16 protein-coding genes, 1 pseudogene and 1 riboswitch are annotated in these 18,443 nt (G+C 41.9%); of the genes and pseudogenes, 3 read left to right on the top strand and 14 right to left on the bottom strand.

Annotated features, from left to right (window positions below; all coding sequences use genetic code 11):
• Positions 1–108: 108 nt before the first annotated feature.
• Positions 109–1,238 (bottom strand): annotated as a pseudogene (locus NMM13_RS01820) (alpha-amylase family glycosyl hydrolase); the annotation flags it as partial.
• Between NMM13_RS01820 and treR the strand changes: the two are divergent.
• Positions 1,197–1,871, top strand: a complete 675-nt coding sequence (gene treR / locus NMM13_RS01825) for a trehalose operon repressor (RefSeq protein ID WP_368077070.1) — start codon at positions 1,197–1,199, stop codon at positions 1,869–1,871. The pseudogene NMM13_RS01820 and the gene treR overlap by 42 nt on opposite strands.
• 179 nt (positions 1,872–2,050) lie before the next feature.
• On the opposite strand, the gene NMM13_RS01830 is transcribed toward treR, so the two are convergent.
• The 6 genes from NMM13_RS01830 to NMM13_RS01855 form a co-directional block, all read right to left on the bottom strand.
• Complete coding sequence (locus tag NMM13_RS01830; RefSeq protein WP_021153686.1) at positions 2,051–2,854, bottom strand: ABC transporter ATP-binding protein; 804 nt, start codon at positions 2,852–2,854, stop codon at positions 2,051–2,053.
• 9 nt (positions 2,855–2,863) lie between these two features.
• Positions 2,864–3,757: an ABC transporter permease gene (locus NMM13_RS01835; RefSeq protein ID WP_003005682.1), complete on the bottom strand. Its 894-nt coding sequence runs from the start codon at positions 3,755–3,757 to the stop codon at positions 2,864–2,866.
• A 10-nt stretch (positions 3,758–3,767) separates the two neighbouring features.
• Positions 3,768–4,745, bottom strand: coding sequence for an ABC transporter substrate-binding protein (locus NMM13_RS01840; RefSeq protein WP_254727224.1), 978 nt, complete (start codon positions 4,743–4,745; stop codon positions 3,768–3,770).
• Positions 4,746–5,153: 408 nt separating this feature from the next.
• Positions 5,154–6,503, bottom strand: coding sequence for a hemolysin family protein (locus tag NMM13_RS01845; RefSeq protein WP_254727227.1), 1,350 nt, complete (start codon positions 6,501–6,503; stop codon positions 5,154–5,156).
• A gap of 365 nt (positions 6,504–6,868) precedes the next feature.
• Positions 6,869–8,350, bottom strand: coding sequence for a M protein trans-acting positive regulator PRD domain-containing protein (locus tag NMM13_RS01850; protein ID WP_254727230.1), 1,482 nt, complete (start codon positions 8,348–8,350; stop codon positions 6,869–6,871).
• Between the two features lie 137 nt (positions 8,351–8,487).
• Positions 8,488–9,615: an AI-2E family transporter gene (locus NMM13_RS01855; RefSeq protein ID WP_049507210.1), complete on the bottom strand. Its 1,128-nt coding sequence runs from the start codon at positions 9,613–9,615 to the stop codon at positions 8,488–8,490.
• Positions 9,616–9,689: 74 nt separating this feature from the next.
• On the opposite strand from NMM13_RS01855, the gene NMM13_RS01860 reads away from it, so the two are divergent.
• Positions 9,690–10,481 (top strand): ABC transporter ATP-binding protein, encoded by a 792-nt coding sequence (locus tag NMM13_RS01860; protein WP_254727233.1) that lies wholly within the window; start codon positions 9,690–9,692, stop codon positions 10,479–10,481.
• Between the two features lie 210 nt (positions 10,482–10,691).
• Here NMM13_RS01860 and NMM13_RS01865 read toward each other — a convergent pair whose 3' ends face one another.
• The 7 genes from NMM13_RS01865 to NMM13_RS01895 form a co-directional block, all read right to left on the bottom strand.
• Positions 10,692–12,746, bottom strand: coding sequence for a sodium:proton antiporter (locus NMM13_RS01865; RefSeq protein ID WP_254727236.1), 2,055 nt, complete (start codon positions 12,744–12,746; stop codon positions 10,692–10,694).
• A gap of 12 nt (positions 12,747–12,758) precedes the next feature.
• Positions 12,759–13,013, bottom strand: a complete 255-nt coding sequence (locus NMM13_RS01870) for a hypothetical protein (RefSeq protein WP_023918874.1) — start codon at positions 13,011–13,013, stop codon at positions 12,759–12,761.
• Positions 13,006–13,563 (bottom strand): class I SAM-dependent methyltransferase, encoded by a 558-nt coding sequence (locus tag NMM13_RS01875; RefSeq protein WP_003013293.1) that lies wholly within the window; start codon positions 13,561–13,563, stop codon positions 13,006–13,008. Before NMM13_RS01875 ends, NMM13_RS01870 begins: the two co-directional genes overlap by 8 nt.
• Entirely contained in the window at positions 13,547–14,506 is a 960-nt protein-coding gene (locus NMM13_RS01880) for a TIGR01212 family radical SAM protein (RefSeq protein ID WP_151378672.1), read from the bottom strand. Before NMM13_RS01880 ends, NMM13_RS01875 begins: the two co-directional genes overlap by 17 nt.
• 57 nt (positions 14,507–14,563) lie before the next feature.
• Positions 14,564–15,214, bottom strand: a complete 651-nt coding sequence (locus NMM13_RS01885) for a phosphatase PAP2 family protein (RefSeq protein ID WP_254727239.1) — start codon at positions 15,212–15,214, stop codon at positions 14,564–14,566.
• Positions 15,204–15,776, bottom strand: a complete 573-nt coding sequence (locus NMM13_RS01890; RefSeq protein WP_324252899.1) for an ECF transporter S component — start codon at positions 15,774–15,776, stop codon at positions 15,204–15,206. Before NMM13_RS01890 ends, NMM13_RS01885 begins: the two co-directional genes overlap by 11 nt.
• Positions 15,777–15,978: 202 nt before the next feature.
• Positions 15,979–16,128, bottom strand: a riboswitch (FMN riboswitch).
• A gap of 81 nt (positions 16,129–16,209) precedes the next feature.
• Entirely contained in the window at positions 16,210–16,752 is a 543-nt protein-coding gene (locus NMM13_RS01895) for a tRNA (cytidine(34)-2'-O)-methyltransferase (RefSeq protein WP_024055209.1), read from the bottom strand.
• Between the two features lie 333 nt (positions 16,753–17,085).
• On the opposite strand from NMM13_RS01895, the gene trkA reads away from it, so the two are divergent.
• On the top strand, positions 17,086–18,441 hold the full coding sequence (gene trkA, locus NMM13_RS01900; RefSeq protein ID WP_013904011.1) for a Trk system potassium transporter TrkA: 1,356 nt from the start codon (positions 17,086–17,088) through the stop codon (positions 18,439–18,441).
• Positions 18,442–18,443: the final 2 nt, after the last annotated feature.

Consider the following 18,443-nt stretch of genomic DNA (forward strand, 5'->3'; position numbering starts at 1 on the left):
GTTTTCCTCTTTTATTATAAGGGAATGACTTTGCATTTTCAAGCGCTTTCAAAAATATTTTTCAAAAAGAAAAACACTTCGACCCAAAAAGATCGAAGTGTGAAATACTTAAACTAAAATCGCCAGTGTCTGATATGGTTTCAGAATTACTTTTTCAGAAAGCTCTACGTTCTCATAGTTGGACAAGAGCACGCGACCTGCTTGGTAGTCTGCTGGAATCTCCACTTCTGCTTCACTTCCATAGAAATGATTGAGTACCAAGAGTCTTTGACCGTCTAAGTGGCGTTCAAAAGCGTAGATTTCTTGACTATCTTCCAGTGCAGGCAGGTAGCTTCCTTCTGAAATGATAGGCATCTCTTTGCGCAAGCGAATCAATTCTTTATAGAAAGTAAAGATTGGGCCATCCATTTCCTTTTCAACGTTGATGTCTTTATAGGACTTCCCAACTTTCAACCATGGGTTCCTGTTGAAAAACCGGCATTCAGAGAAGCATCCCATTGCATGGGCGTACGAGAATTATCTCGTGACTTGGCTTGAATAATCTTGAAGGCTTGCTCAGATGACTTGCCTTGGTCCAAGAGCATTTGGTAAGCATTGATGGACTCGACATCCACATAATCTGCCATGGAATCATAGTCTGGATCAATCATGCCGATCTCTTCACCCATGTAAATATAAGGGGTTCCGCGTGACAAATGAATGCTAGCTGCGAGCATGGTCGCTCCTTCATTGCGGAAGTTCTTGATATCCACAAAGCGATTCAAAGCACGAGGTTGGTCATGGTTGTTCCAGAAGAGGGCACTCCAACCACCTCGTTCACTCATTTCCTTGCCCCAGGTATGATAGAGACGTTTGAGCTCTTCAAAATCAAATGGAGTAATGGTCCATTTTTGACAATCTTCATAGTCGACTTTCAGATGATGGAAGTTAAAGGCCATAGATAACTCGTGGCGCTCCGGTGCTGAATAGAGAACACAGTTGTCAATGGTTGTCGATGACATCTCTCCAACTGTCATAAAGCTATCATCAGCGCCGAAAGTCGCTTCATTCATCATGTGTAGATAGTCATGGACAATGGGTTTATCCGTATAAGCTGGTTTCCCTTCATTTTCAGGGCAATCCACCAAGACTTCATCTTTCCCAATCAAATTGATCACATCGAAACGGAAGCCTTTGACGCCCTTGTCCCGCCAGAAATTGACCACCTTAAACAACTCCTTGCGGACATTGGGATTGCGCCTAGTGAGAACGACTTAAAAGAGCACTACCAGGTCAGTCGAGATACCATTCGTAAATCGCTCAAGCTCTTGCAGGAAGAAGGCTTTATCGAGACTGTTCAAGGAATGGGGTCGCAAGTTTCTAGACAAGCGCACTTTGACTTCCCCGTTTCCCAATTAACCAGCTACCAAGAAATCGTCAAAGCTTCTGGTCTTCGCTCAGAAACCAGTGTCATTCGATTTGAAAAAATCAGTATCGATGAAAAAGGAGCTAAAAAGACAGGTTTTCCCCTTCACCGTTTGGTTTGGAAAGTAACCCGGCAACGGGTAGTGGATGGCGTCGCTTCTGTCTTAGATATTGATTACCTAGACAGAGAGCTGATCCCAGGCCTAACTAAGGAAATTGCCCAGCACTCTATCTACCAATATATAGAAGAAGACTTGAAATTGCAGATTGGCTATGCCAAAAAAGAAATTTTGATTTCACCAATCGATAATCGCGACAAAATCTTACTGGATCTTGGAAAAGACCAACACGTGGTAACGGTCCGCTCCCAAGTTCACTTAGCAGACGGACGGCAATTCCAGTTCACCGAAAGCCGGCACAAATTAGACAAGTTTCATTTTGTCGACTATGCAGAGCGGAGGAAATAAAGGAGGCTGGGACAAAAGTCCTAGCCTCTCAATTATTTTTGGATTGTCGAGCAAGACGCAGTGGTTGAGTGGGCTCTCTACGCTGATTTCATCAGCTTTTACAGCCCTACTCAACTGTGCGGAGGTGGGACGACGAAATCGAATTCTAACGAATAACCGATTTCTGTCCCACTCTCATTTTATCCTAACACCAATTCATCACTAACCAGGGTTTCACCACTGTTTTGTTGGAAGAGGCGCATCAAATCTTCAACCGTTAGGTTTTTCTTTTCTTCTCCTTTTACGTCGACAACGATCTTGCCTTGGTAGAGCATGATCAAGCGGTTGCCGTATTCAATGGCATGGTTCATATCATGCGTAATCATCAAGGTTGTCAAATCATGGCTTTCCACGATCTTTTGTGTCAATTCCATGACCATTTCACTGGTCTTGGGATCGAGCGCTGCGGTATGTTCATCCAGAAGCAAGAGTTTGGGTTTGACCAAGGCTGCCATGACCAAGGTCAAAGCTTGACGTTGCCCACCAGACAAATATTGGGTATCGACTTTGAGGCGGTTCTCTAAACCGATATTCAGTTCCTTCAAGGCTTCACGGAATAATTCGCGATCTTTCTCCCGAACTCCCCAGCCCAAACCACGAGATTTCCCCCGACGTTGGGCAATGGCCATATTTTCTTCAATGGTCAAACGAGAAGCTGTCCCCATCTTGGGATCTTGGAAGACACGCGCAATATCTTTCGCACGCTTACGAACACTCGTATTTTTGATGGAGTTACCTTCTAGCAAGATATCCCCTTCATCTACAACTAGATTTCCTGCCAAGATGTTCATCAAGGTTGATTTCCCAGCTCCATTTCCACCGATAACCGAAATGAAGTCTCCTTCTTCTACTTGGAGATCCAAGCCTTTTAAGACATGGTTTTCATTGACTGTTCCTGCTTCAAATGTCTTATGAATACCTTCAATTGATAATAATGTTGCCATACTTTTCTCCTACTTATTTCCTAACTTCAATCCACGAACACGAAGACGTTTTTGCGCCTCAGGAGCGAACAAGACAATCGCGAGCAAGATCGCATTGAAGAGACGAACCATATTTTGATCGAGATTTGGGATCTCGTAAATATTTAAGATAATCAAACGGTACACAATAGCTCCAACCCCGATGGAAAGCAAGCGCCAACCAATGGTCAATTCGTGGATCAAAACTTCAGCGATAATCACCGCACTCAAACCGACTACGATCGTCCCTGTACCAGAAGTCACATCTGAGAAACCATCATTTTGCGCAAACATGGCTCCACAAAGGGCAATCAAGCCATTGGAAATCATATAGCCCAACATCTTCATGTTATCTACATTGACCCCATTGGCCTCACTCATTGGAATGTTATCACCAGTCGAGCGCAAAACCAAGCCAAGTTGCGTCTTCATTAAGAGAGTTAACAAGATACAGACGATGATCAAGCAAGAAATACTAATCAAAAAGACTGCTTCTTCATTGGACAAGCCCAATTTCATGACACTTTTGAAAATGGTACTGGCATCGCCAATAGAGAGGTTGGGTACTCCCCCCATGATTTTAATATTGATAGAGTAGAGACCGGTCAAAGTGACAATCCCTGTCAAGAGGGCTGGAATTTTCATTTTTGTATGGAGAATCCCAGAAACCAATCCTGCGATCATTCCTGCCAGAAAGCCCAACAAGGTTGCAAGCCAAGGGTTTCTTCCTGCTTGAATTTGGGAAGCTACAACTGCTGCCCCAAGTGGAAAGGCTCCTTCTGCCGTCATATCGGCAATATCTAAAATTCGAAATGTTAAGTAAACACCGATCGCCATGATCGACCACAATAAACCTTCTGATAAACTTGATAAAACGAAATTCATCTCAAACCTCCTATTTTTCTACCTTCAACGAGCTAATATCAATTCCAAGCTCTTTAGCCATCTCTTTATTGGTATGCAATTCTAATTTTTCAGGTGTTTCAACTGCAACTTTGCCAGGTTTCTCACCCTTCATGATGCGAATGGCCATCCGAGCAGCTTGTCTTCCCAATTCCTCATAATCGGTACCAAAGTTGTACAAGCCACCAGTAGTCACCATCTCAGCAGACCCACCAAAAACTGGCACCTTATGGCTGAGGGAAACCTGTTTTACAGTGTCCATTGTAGAAGAAATAATGTTATCCGTCGGAACAAAGACGATATCTGCTTCTGACATGATACTGTCTGCTGCAGCTTTCACATTGTTACTATCGAGGATGGTTTTTTCAACCACTTGATAGCCTTTAGCTTCAAGGATCTTCTTCGCATTGTCTTTTTGGACGACTGAGTTAGGCTCACTTTGCGTATAGAGAATCCCAACTGTTTTCGCCGTTGGAAGCACTTGCTTAATCATGTCTACCTGTGTAGCGATCGCATCTTCTGACTGGTCACTTGTCCCTGTGATATTGCCACCTGGTTCTTTCAAGTTTTTCACCAATTTCGCTGCCAAAGGATCTGTGACAGCTGAGAAGACAATAGGTGTTGATTTAGTGGTATTAGCCAAACTTTGTGCAGAAGGGGTTGCAATCGCAAAGACTAGATCACTTTCTTCTGCCAATTGTTTAGAAATATTTTTCAGATTTCGTTGCTCCCCTTGAGCATTTTGGAAATCGATCTGAATATTTTTCCCATCTACATAACCCTCTTTCTTCAACTCCTCGATAAAGCCTTTTCGTGTCGCATCGAGCGACTTATGGGTGATGTACTGGGAAATCCCAATTCGAAAGACATTGTCTTTTTTAGTATCCTTTAGATTGTGTAAGGTCACCAATGATGTTAACAGAAGTCCTACAACCAGGACAGGTGCTAGCAATTTTTTCACTACTTTCATTTATTGACTCCTTTTCTGCAAAATAAACAAAAAATCCGCTTAGATGATACTCTAAACGGATGCTTGAAATTCTCCAACAAGTTACAAAACCTCGGTCCATTTAGATACTAGCTCTATGGACCATCATCAAAAATCTTAGCCACATAGATACAAACAAATTGCTTGGGTTGTTTGCATCAATGAGATCATGTCTACAAACACTATCTAAAGTAGCTAAAGTAAAATTTTTGAGTTGAAATGGCTTGTTGCTTCATGTTTATTTTCTGCTTTCTTTTTTTATGGGTATTATCTTACCTTAATTTTTTTTGGCTGTCAAGACTATTTCAGAAATTTTTCAAATTTTTTGAAAATTCAACTGGTCCTGACAAGAAAAAAACAGAGGCTGGAACACGTCCAGGCCTCTATTTTTTAATCTTCTTTTGATTTAGTTTCTTCATCTTCCTCGACGATTTCAGAAATTTCAACTTTCACCTTGGTCACACGACCATTTTTTACTTTGTCGTTTGTCAAAATGAGGTGTTTCTTTTGACTATCGACTTCACAGCTGAGTCGCTCTTTCAAGGTTGGAATTCGCCCAACCTCTGTCAGATAATACCCTGCAATGGTATCCACATCATCACTTTGCAACTCAACATCAAAATATTCGTTAAAGTCATTTAGTGACATGGCTCCTTGTACGACATAGGTATTGTCCGCAATTTCAAAGACATCAATTTCTGCTTTGTCAGTCTCATCGTCAATTTCACCGACGATTTCTTCCAAAAGGTCTTCAAGAGTAACCAAACCAGACATCCCACCATATTCATCAAGCAGAATAGCCATTTGATTTTGGGTATTGCGCAATTCCTTCAAAAGATCATCCACAAAAATGGTCTCTGGAACAAACAAAGGTTCTTGTAAAATCTTTCTTAAGACAATATTATCAAAGCCATTGATAAATCCTTCGTTCAAGAGACGTTTGGTATGGATGAGACCGATGACATTGTCCTTGTCATCATCATAGACAGGAATCCGTGAAAAGTTTTGCTTAAGGATACTTTCAATGATTTCTTTGGTATCATCATTGATATCAACCATGAAGGCATCTGTCCGTGGCACCATGACTTCACGCGCTACCATTTCATCTAATGAAAAGATCCCTTGGAGCATCTCAATCTCGTCCGCATCTAGTGTTGCTTCACTATTGGTCAGCATATACTCGATTTCATCCCGCGTCATCTTTTCATCCGGATCATCGAATTCCATTGGCGTGATACGGCTCAAAAGGTTGGTCGACGCTGAAAGCAACCAAACAAAGGGGCTAACAATTTTTCCTAATAAAATGACAATCGGAGCCGTTCGAACAGCTAACTCATCTTTCAGGTTCATAGCGATTCGTTTCGGATAGAGTTCCCCAAATACGATCGAAATATAAGTCAAAAACGCTAGAGATAAAAAGCTTCCAGCTGCAACAGCCGTTTTAGTATTGCCCATCCATCCAGCAATAACATGACCAAGGCTATCTGCAAGACTCGCCCCAGATAAGATGGTAATCAAGGTGATCCCCACCTGAATAGTGGATAAAAAATGGTTGGGCTGTTCCAAAACGCTAAGAAGACGAATGTATTTTTTATCTCCTTCTTCAGCCTTTTGCACTACACGAGAACGATTCAACGATACCATTGACATTTCGGTTGCCGAGAAAAAGGCGTTCAATAATGTCAAAACAATCAATAAAATAACTTCCAGTAAAATTTCCTGACTGCCAGGGTCTTCCATGGATACTTTCCTCCAGTATATAATATTGTATATTATACCACAAAACATGAGAGCCTGCATTCTTCTATAAAATTTTCTTTTTTTACCATCAAAAAATCAGGAACAAGTCCTGATTTTAGAATGTGAACATATTGTTTTTTCACATAAAATAACCTAAGTAACGCTGAAAACTTAAAACAAAATATATAATCGTTTCATTCAAACCTACACTGAAACTTTCCGCCGTGAGAAAAGTGCTAGAAACACGATTGTTTCTAGCACTCGGGAGTTTTGGAACCTCAGGTCCAAAACTAAGTCATGGAACTTCTTCGAAGTTCGCTGACGTCCGTACTCACCTAAGGAAAGTTTCTAAGAAGACTTTGTCTTTAGTGTTCTGCACTGGTAAAATCATAAAAGAAGGCATTGAGTTTTTCAACCAGCTCAAGCGATGAGAGACTACTTGTACAGATAAAAGGTTTTTTCTTTAATTCAGGCATCATAAAGTTGGCCACCACCACATCTGCATCCGAAGCTTCGATATCATCCACTGTCAGATTGTACTTGATCATCTGCGTAAATTCAAAGTTATCCGTACAATAGAAATCTAGGAAATCGATCATGGATTTGGCATGGTGATCGTCAAAACGACTGATAATCAAGACCTTGATGGACTTCCGACGGCGCAATAACTGCGGCAAGAGACGTTCCCAGTGAGTGTAGACCGTGTAGATCATGTGCTTGATGATCTCATCATTCAGATCATGCTTCATGGTCTTCATATAAGTGATGATATGCTCCTTCAAATCATCATAGAAGGCTGGGAAGATGCTCATGAAATCTTCGTTGGTATTGGTCTTGGTATCAAATAAGAGGAACTCGGAGAATAATTCCTTCCGATCGAGATGAGACGTGTTATGGACATGCATCAACATCTCATCAAGATTTTCAATGTCTAAATCATAGGTATAGCATAGATCCTTGAACATATCTCTGATGAGCGTCGTTGATTCTTTGGCATAAGGATCTGTTTCTGCAGCTTCGATCAAGCTTTCTGGACTGAAATAGAAATTCTCTTGAATAAAGATAATAAAGAACTGCTCCAGCACTTTTTCATTCAACTCGACACCCAACTGCAAGCTAAAGTAGCGCAACATCTCCTCAACATTGGTCACCCCTTGATACTGGTCCTTATACACATCATAGTTCGTTGGCATGTCAATAAAATAGCCTTGCTTAATCCGTGACAAGTAGACTGTCAAGAGAACTTTATAAGACCTGAGTACAGAGAAGGTCAATGGATAGCCATAGAGCTTGAAGAAGAAGGTGATCAAATCGGTCACAGCCTCTTCCTTAAATTCTGGGAAAGGCCACTCCATATAGTAATAACGCTCTGCAAAATATTGGGCATAAAAGAAACGAACGTCAATCTCATCTCCGACAAGGTTCAAGGGTTTCAAATCAATCTTTACATTGTATTTGGTTTGAAGCTTCTGATTAATCGTCCGAATCAAGCGGTAGAAAGATTGGTAACTCAAATCAAACTTTCTGCAAATATATTCATTGGAAACATCCTTGTGGAAGAAGAGATATTCAATCAAGGCGAAGGCTTGTGATTCTTTAAAAAAGTGATGGTAAATCACCTCAAGACCAACCGAATCCTCATAACTGATCTTGATCCCATTGGTGGACGATTCAATTAAAAAGTCATCAAATGTACTACGAAGATTAGACAAATCTTCTTTTAACGAACGTTCTGTACAATCCAAACGCTTGGCCAACTCTTTCAAGTGGAACCATCTTTTTTCCTTAATCAAGATTTCCAACAATTGCAATTGGCGTCTCTGTTTTTTCGATAAGAGCAGTCTCATCTTTCCCTACCTAATTTCATATTTTCTTTCAAAATTACTTATATTTTAACACATTTCATAGCACTTGTTGACTTTTTTCCAGCATTTTTCAAAAAAATGTACAAAAAAGACTCCAAGGCCCATATAGGCGCTAGAGTCTATGATTTATTAATGATACCAAATTCTTCTTTTTTCTTCTGTTCCTTAGCAGCACGGTGGTTATCATAAAGATTCACCAAGAATTTTACAATTTCTTTTCCAATCGAATAGACTGGAATCGCAACGACCATCCCGATAATGCCGTAGATATTACTTGAGAGCAATAAGAGAACCATAATGGTAATCGGGTGAACCTTCATCACGCCTCCAACGATACGCGGATAAAGAATATTCCCATCGATCTGCTGGATAATCAACATGTAAATGACTGCTTTGATCATCATATCCATATCTGTGAAGGCATAGGTGATGATCATCGGAATCAACCCGATGGTTGGTCCTACATATGGAATGAGGTTGGCTAATCCAGAAAAAATGGCAAAGACCAAAGCGTACTTCAATCCAATAAAACTATAGCCAATGTAGGCTAGGGTTCCAATGATAAAGGCATCGATCGAAATCCCACTAATATAGCGAGAGACCGTTTCATTCAAACTAATCAAGAGGCTTGAAATGTGGAGTTTGTCATTGCGTAAAATGGTACGCTCCAACATCGGCAATAATTTCTTCCCATCGACCAAGAAATAAACCAAGAAGACGGGGGTCATGATCAAGATAAAGACCGTATTGACAATGGTGTTAACCACACTTCCCAAACTGTTGGTCACACTATTTAAGAGATTTTGTAGGATATCCATATAAGAGAGATTCAACTGTTGAATCGTCGATTGGATATTCACATTCTGGAACAAAGGATTGGTCGAGAGTTTTCGAACCAAACTTTGAACTTCCCAGTAAAGCCCTTGAGTCGAATTGATCAAGCTGGTTAACTGATTGATTAAGATAGGAAGCAGATAAAAGATCCCTAAGCCAATGATCCCAAACAAGAGTACTAAGGTGATCAAAATCCCAAACCCACGCTTGATTTTTAAGTGTTTTTCCAACAATTCAACAATCGGATTGGTAATGTAATATAAAAAACCTGCAATTAAAAATGGTAAGAGGATGGTATTCAGAACAGATACAAATGGAGAGATTAAAGTACCCATTGATTTCCAAATATAGAAAATCACCGTCAATAATAAAATTTCACATGTCCAGAATAACAATTTACTATTTCGAAACATTCCTTACCTCCTGTTTTCTATTCTACCATATTTTATGTTAGAATAAAGGGGATTTTAATCAAAAGGATGAAGTTATGAATAATTTGATTGAACTACAAGACGTCAATTTGATCCGCAATGGAAAAGCCCTTTTAAAAGAGGTTAACTGGCAAGTGCAAGAAAATGAATGCTGGGCCATTTTAGGCCTCAATGGGGCAGGAAAATCGACTCTCCTTAAACTTCTCATGTCTGAATACTGGGCTAGTTCTGGCCAGGTAACGGTCCTTGGAACCCGCTTTGGAGATGGGGGTATTCCTGAGTTACGTAAGCGTATTGGGATCGTTAGCTCCTTTATTTCAGAAAGACTGCCAGAGCATCTTTTGACAGAACAAATTGTCCTAACTGGTCAATACAAGAGTAGTATCTTATATGCTGCATACGGGGAGGAAGAACTGAACTGGGCACGGGATATGCTAACTTCAATTGGAGCTAGCTCTTTGATCGGCCGCAAATACCGAGAGCTCTCCCAGGGAGAAAAACAGACCGTTCTCATTGCACGAAGCCTCATGGACCAGCCAGATCTGATCATTTTTGACGAAGCTTCTAGTGGATTGGATCTCTTTGCCAGAGAAAAACTCCTCCGTCAGATCCATCATATCAAACAACTGGATCACGCGCCTACCATGATCTACGTCACCCACCATGCCGAGGAAATTACAACAGACATGACCCATGTCCTCTTACTCAAACATGGCCAAGTGGTCGAGCAAGGACCAAAGGAAAAGATCCTAACTCCCCATGTCCTAAGCCAATTTTATGAAGCACCAGTATCCCTTATTGATCTTGGTGACGAGCGACTCTTTGTCAAACCAGAAATCGCACACTGAAAAGAAAGTAAATAAAGCAAAAGAGAGTGGGACAGAAATCGGTAATTCGTTAGAATTCGATTTCGTCGTCCCACCTCCGCACAGTTGAGTAGGGCTGTAAAAGCTGATGAAATCAGCGTAGTAGAGCCCACTCAACCACTGCGTCTTGCTCGACAATACAAAAATAATTGAGAGGCTAGGACTTTTGTCCCAGCCTCTTTTACTCTTATCTCAACGATTCCGTGCATACTCGATCAAATCGTATGGAAGCGTATTGGCACTTTCTCTTAGGGAATAGCTTTCTAATTCATTGACATTTTGTCGCATACGTCGCGCTTGCTTGGCAGTAATCAGGTGTTGCGCTTCATATTCAAAAATAATCTTACGCTCCAAATAATAGCCTCTCAACATTTCATCGATATTATTTGGTTTCACGCGATTAATAACCCGCTCCACAAAGGCCCCACTGGTAATAATAGCTGTCTCTCTCAGACGAGATTCTTGTAGGAAAGAAATCAAACTGCTCCGATAAACCCCCTTGAGGTCTTCCAAACTTTCGATGATGATTTCCGTATTGGCCAGATAAAGGGCCGCAATCTGGTCATAATCAATGGCCTCTAACTTGCTGTCTTCTCGGGTCCACCAGTTTCGCAAGCCAGACCCAAAAGTTAAGATCTCATGGACTAATAAACGCAAAAGGCGGAAAGACACCAAGAGGTAATAGGTTAAGCGAGACGAAAGATTGCGATTGACACGTTGCTCCATATTGCGAAGATAACGTTGGTAGACGCGGTAGCCCCGCTCTCGAATCTTCCCTTCTTCATAGGCTTGTTCCAAGCCGTCACTTTCAATACTCAAAATCAGGAGCTTCAACTGTTCCCAGTCCTTTTGAATGAGCTTGTTTTCTTGGCCCAGAATCAAGTTTTCTATACGCCCATGGTAGTTATCAATCGCCGCATACAAGGGACCCTTGTGCTTGCTATTCTTTAGGTCTGCTTCTAATTCCATGACGACATCATTTAAAATCGCGATCTGCATCAGGTAGTCATTGGTTTCTTCCTTTTCTTCTGATAATTTTGGAAGTACCACTAAGCCAGCAATAAAGCTGACAAGGGTAACTCCTGCCACTAAAAAGAGTAGGATAGGGTATTCTTTTTCGATCTTGGTTGGAATCAAAAGAATCGTCGCAATCGAAACCGTTCCCTTCACACCCGAAAAGGTCAGCAATAAGGCATCTTTTAGATAATTTCTCAACGATTTTTTTAGTCGAACCGTTCGGAACCAATAAAAGAGGTAAACCATGACAAAACGAATCAAAAAGAGCAAGGCTGTCAACACAAAGACCGAAAGAACTAAAAGAAGATTATTGTAAATGGGACTACTTAAGATGGGCTTGGCGATCATTTCCAATTCCATTCCTAAGATAACAAAGACCGACCCATTTAAGATAAAGTTAACCGTATTCCAGACAGTGTGACTCACAGTATCCACCCGCGCTTCAAGGAGGGTAATGTGCTTAAAGCGACTGGCTTTTAGGATCCCTGACACAACTACTGCAATGATCCCAGAGACATGAAGTTCTTCTGCTAAGAAGAAGGTCAACAAAGGGAGGCTCAGTTCTAATAACAATTCACTGGCAATATCACTAGCGCGAACACTCAAGAGCAAGGTTTGCAGCCACCGGTTCACAAAGGCCGTCAAGATCCCCACTGCAAATCCTCCAATAATGGAGATTCCTAAGGAAACCACTGCCTCTCCAAGAGAGAAACTTCCGGTCGCAAGGGCTGCCAAGGCCACTCGAAAGGCGACTAGACCAGAGGCATCATTTAGTAATCCTTCGCCTTTTAAGATATTCGAAACCCGCTTTGGAAAGCTAAAGCGCTCAGACAGGGAGGCAAAGGCTACTAAGTCTGTAGGCCCAAGGGCTGCCCCCACGGCCATACAGGCTGCTAATGGAAGGCTCAGCCACAAAGAGTGAGCTGCCCAGCCCAAACTAATGGTTGAGATAAAAATCACTGGAAAAATCAAATAGAGGATGACCCGCCAGTGCTTTAAAACAGAAGTAATATCTGCTTCTTCTGCTTCTCGAAATAAGAGAGGGCCAATGACCAAGGCCAGAAAGAGCTCGGTATCCAGATGAAAATTTTCTTCTGGCACAAAGAGAGCCCAGCCAATCCCTAGTAAAATTTGAATCAAGGGTAGAGGAAGACTCGGGACAAGTTTATTCGTGGCATTTGAGACGATCAAAATCATCGAAAAGATCACTGCATAAAGGAGTAGTTCCATATCACTCCCTCCCTAGCGTTCTTGGCAGCAGGTCTCAAATTGCTGTTTTAACTCCGCAATCTTTTGGTCTGTCTTGGTTACATCCTTGTGCTCAATCTTCTTTTGGCACCGTTCCATCTCAAGCGAAACCAATTTCTTTTTTATTTTGAGCATCTTTTTGGTCATATGGGCTTCATCATAAAAACCTATTGCACGCTCGTGGATGGTTGATTCGACAAAATGATGTCTTAATCCTTCGATTTTATTCTTTAAATATTCTTTATCCATGACGGTAGCTTTCTAATTTTTCGATCATGACCAAAAACGGTGGCTGATTCACTTGATTCAGTGTCCGGTAGATGGTCGCTGTATAGTCTTTTTGAGGAAGCTGACTGACAAAATCCAGCACTGCATCACGCTCGATGTCTCCTCCCTCATGACCATAATAGATCATAATAGCCATTCGCCCACCTTTTTCTAGGCGAGCACAGATTTTTTCCATCGCTTCAATCGTGGTAGCTGGAAGAGTAATGACCGATTTATCTGCAGATGGCAGATAACCCAGATTAAAAATAGCTGCTTTGAGGGTCTCCACATATTGGTCCACATGCTGGTGGCCATCCAAAATCAACCGGACATGTTGAAGTCCCAACTTTTCCAATCTTTCTTGGGTATTTACAAGGGCCTGCTCTTGAATATCAAAGGCATAGACCTGGCCTGCTAGTTGGGCTAAAAAGGCCGTATCATGTCCATTTCCCATGGTCGCATCCACCACCACATCTTCTTTGGTGATGACTTCTGCTAAAAACTGATGGGCCATTTCAAGTGGTCGAAGCATCAGCAGTCTCCTTTTCTTCTAGCTTACATCCTTGCGTACTTCCACGGCGACGCATTTCAGTTTCAATGGCGTTTAGGACTTCCCATTTGTTGAGGCTCCACATAGGGCCAATCAACATATCCCGTGGCGCGTCCCCTGTAATCCGGTGGATGACAATGTGTTTGGGGATGATCTCCAACTGGTCACAGATGACCTTGACATACTCCTCCTGGCTCATAAGTTGAAGTCGTCCTTCATGATAGTCCCGTTGCATCCGTGTATTGGTCATCAAATGCAAGAGGTGCAACTTGATGCCATCAATTTCATTATCGGTCACACAACGGCGAACATTTTCCACCATCATCTCATGGGTCTCCCCAGGAAGGCCATTGATCAAATGGGAGACGATCTCTGCCTTGGGCACCTGTTGGCGAATCCGCTTGACTGTTTCAACATAGAGGTCATAACTATGGGCCCGATTGATCAATTCAGAAGTCGCTTCATAAGTCGTCTGAAGGCCCAACTCAATCGTCACATGCATGCGCTCTGTCAGCTCTGCTAGGTAGGCCAAGGTCTCATCTGGTAAACAATCCGGACGCGTACCAATGTTGATTCCTACCACTCCTGGTTCATTGATGGCCTGTTCATACCGCTCTCGAATGACTTCCACTTTATCGTGGGTATTGGTGAAATTTTGAAAATAGACCAGATACTTCTTCACATCTGGCCATTTCCGATGCATAAAATCAATCTCTTTGTAAAACTGTTCTCGGATTGGAGCTTCTGGAGCCACAATGGCATCTCCTGAACCCGAGACCGTACAAAAAGTACAGCCACCGTGGGCGACTGTTCCGTCTCGATTAGGACAATCAAAGCCTGCATCAATTGGGACTTTAAAGGTCTTTTCTCCAAATAAGGTTCGATAATAATCATTCAAGGTATTGTAGGATTTCATACCCTTCATTATAGCAAAAAAAGAGTCGAACTCAAAACGCGAGTTCGACTCCTAGTTGTTAGATGCTTATTTTTGCTTGCCAGTAAAGCGCCATTGAAATCGCAAGCGATCATACAAGGGATACTCAAACTGTAAGACAGCAAGACCCAAAATCATACTGCCGAGAACGTCTGATGGATAGTGGACCCCAACATAAACGCGGGAAACCACAATGGTCACAATTCCCAGAACCAGCAAGCCTTGAAGGCAATAGCGGGCTGTTTTATTTTTTACATGTTGGCTGATGATGATGATCAAACTTCCCAAAACAAGGGTAGACGCCAGTGAATGACCACTCGGGAAAGAAAAGCCTTTTTCCTCTACTAGATGAAGAATACTTGGTCTCGGTCTCTGGTAGATATTCTTTAGAAGAAGCACCAAAAGACCAGTCAATACCAGATTGCTCCCTAGAAAAAGAGCTTCACTGTACCACTTCTTATAGGCAAAAACTGCTAGCAGAAGCCCCACCCAGATGACAATGATCTTGGTATCCATGACATGGGTCACCTTGGTAAAGAAGGCCGTCAGTGTTGCAGGCAGATCGCCTCGAATAACAGATTGAATCGTGCTATCAAAGCCTGTTAATTGTTGCGGGTAAAAGCGAATCACATACCCAAGAATGACAAAAATGAGAAGGGCGAAGCTTGCCTTCGCCCAATGTTGTTGTTTATTTTTCATATTTTTTCAAAATCGGTTGCAATAAGGTATAGATCAACCCAAATGCGATGGCCCAAATCACCCCTTCGATCAGGTTAAACGGTGCAACCATTGCGGCTAAATAGTGGACAAGCCCTAGTGTTTTCGAAATATCATAGTTCATAAAACGAGCATACAAAGGGATTGCATAGACATAGTTCACCAACACCATCGTGATACTCAAGCTGATCGTTCCAACAATCGTTGCCAGGACAAATCGACCATGGGTCCGTTCTTTGTTCCAAATCCAAGCAAAAGCAAGGACAAAAACAAGAACACCAATGATATTGATTGGTAATCCGATCAAGGTTTCAAGTCCCTTATTATTAAGGGCTAATTTAAGAACAGATCGGATCAAGGTCACCCAAACGGCACTTTTAAAGTCCAACAGGACCAAGGCCAACAAAATGGCGATGATACTCAAATCAATTTTGAAGAAATCTATCAAGAAAGAAAATTGATAGAACATCAAAATAAAAGATAAAGCGGATAAAACAGCCACTAGGGTCAGTTTACGTGTATTTGTCATAACAGGTTCCTCCAATTTTTTAAAAATTAGAGAAGCTGGAAAGACGTCTACTCCATCATTCTACTCTAAACTATTTAAACAAAGCTTAAACTAGAAACTATTCTAGTTACTTTAGCTGGTCTCCATCGAAACATGCCGTTAGTCAGTCTTAGACCCTAACGTTCCATTTCCATGCATCAGCTCTAAACAGATCAGAATAGCTGTCAGTCTATTCGTCTCTCGTCTTCTCCCATCCAGACTATACTGTCGGTTGTGGAGTCACACCACATCAGCTTGCGCTCGCGGACTTCTTTTAGAGTATGGAAAAGAACATTTCCTAGTAAAAGTCACCGCCGGTCGGGAATTACACCCTGCCCTGAAGACCCTTTTATGATAACAAAAAAAACTTGCCTAGGCAAGTTTTTGTAACTTTATAGATTACATCGTTCGGTTTTTTAGTTTTCATCGGCTATTTGAGCTTATCATGCTCATAACGATGACTCAACTCCAGCCCCTTAAAACCTTGCTGGCGGAGTGCCTCATAGACAATCATACAGACGGTATTGGAGACATTTAAACTACGGACATGCTCATCATTCATCGGAATGCGAATGGCCTTCTCTTCGTGCTGGCGCATAAATTCTTCCGGCAATCCTTTATCCTCGCGTCCAAACAAGAAATAATGGGACTTCCCATCCTGATAAGAAACGTCCGAATAGGTCTGATTTGCAAACTTGGACACTAGGTGTACCTGACCATCGCTCGCTGCTTCCATAAACTCTTCCAGGCTATCATAAAAGCGGACATCCAGCTTGTCCCAATAATCGAGTCCTGCTCGCTTCATTTTGCGATCATCGATCGGAAAAGCCATGGGGCGAATGATATGTAAGGGGGAATTGGTCGCCGCACAAGTCCGTGCAATATTTCCCGTATTTTGTGGAATCTGAGGTTGGAACAAGACGATGTGGTTTTGAGCTGCTGACTCTTGGTAGTCCAGTTCTTCAATATTCATACTCGATCTCTTTCTGATAAAAAAATAGCCACACTGCCCGGAGTCAAGCTCAGCAAACAGCGTGGTTACAGCTTCATTAACTTAACTCACAACAGGTTTGAGGTAAATCAACGAAGGTACTTTTTAAGTATATCACTTTTGAAGCTCCTGTCAATAGTTTTTTTAGATTTTTTTAAGAAACTTTATCAAAGTTTTCGATCCCTCCTCATTCTTCTATTTTGACAATTTTTCCCACTTGTTCTTAGCTTGGTAAGATTCCTCCAGAAAGTCCTTAAAATAGATGAATTTTTCTTGAAAATAGAGTATGATAGAAGCATACTCTGGAGGTAATCTATGAAAATTATTGTTGTTGGTGGAGGAAAGGTCGGAACGGCCCTTTGTCGTTCTCTCGTTGCTGAAAACCACGATGTTATTTTGATCGAAAAAGACGAATCAGTTCTCAACCATATTACCAAACGGTTTGATATCATTGGGATTTTAGGAAATGGCGCAAACTTCAAGGTCTTGGAGCAAGCAGATGTTGAAGACTGCGATATCTTCATTTCCATGACCGAGTACGACGAAGTGAATATGGTTTCTGCTGTTTTAGCTAAAAAAATGGGAGCCAAAGAAACCATCGTTCGGGTGCGGAATCCGGAATATTCCAATTCCTACTTCAAGGAAAAAAATATCTTGGGCTTCTCCCTGGTTGTCAATCCTGAATTGCTGACAGCTCGTTATATTGCTAATATCATTGACTTCCCAAATGCCCTTTCTGTGGAGCATTTTGCAAACGGCCGTGTTGCCTTGATGGAATTTAAGATCAAGCCAGATAGCAATCTCTGCGATATGAGCCTATCCCAATTCCGAAAGAAATACGGAAATGTCATTGTTTGTGCGATCGAGCGTGGCAATGAACTCACGATTCCAAATGGAGACTTTGTTTTGCAGCCCCAAGACAAGATTTTCGTGACAGGAAATAGGATCGAGATCGTTCTCTTCCACAACAATGTCCGACCTCAAGTCATTAAGAGCATGATGATGATTGGTGCCGGAAAAATTGCCTACTATCTGCTCAATATTCTCCAGGATGTGCGCCGCAAAATCGATCTCAAGGTCATCGAGGTCAATCGCGAACGAGCTGAATTCTTTAGCCAAGAATTCCCTGACCTCTATGTCGTCCATGGAGACGGAACCGCTAAAGACATTCTTTTAGAAGAGAGTGCCAATAATTTTGATGCTGTGGCTACTTTGACAGGGGTCGATGAAGAAAACATCATCACCTCCATGTTCTTGGATTCTGTCGGAGTCAAAAAGAACATTACCAAAGTCAACCGAACCAGTCTGTTGGAGATCATTGGCGATCAGGATATGACCAGTATTGTCACTCCAAAACGCATCGCTGTAGACACCATTATGCACTTTATTCGCGGGCGCTACAATGCACAGTTCTCAAACCTAGAAGCCTTGCACCATGTCGCAAACGGCCGGATTGAAACCTTGCAGTTTCAAATTAAGGAAGACAACAAACTAACCCAATATCCCCTCTCTGAATTGAAATTGAAGAAGGGCGTTTTGATCGCTGCCATTATTCGAAACGGCAAGGCTATTTTCCCGAATGGGGATGACCGTTTGATGGTAGGGGATCGGATTATCGTGACCACCTTGATTCAAAATGTCACTAAAATCTACGATCTACTTGAGAGGTAAGC

The organism is Streptococcus sp. CF8_St5-11 (genome assembly GCF_024295625.1).
In the GTDB taxonomy this organism is placed as follows: Bacteria; Bacillota; Bacilli; order Lactobacillales; family Streptococcaceae; genus Streptococcus.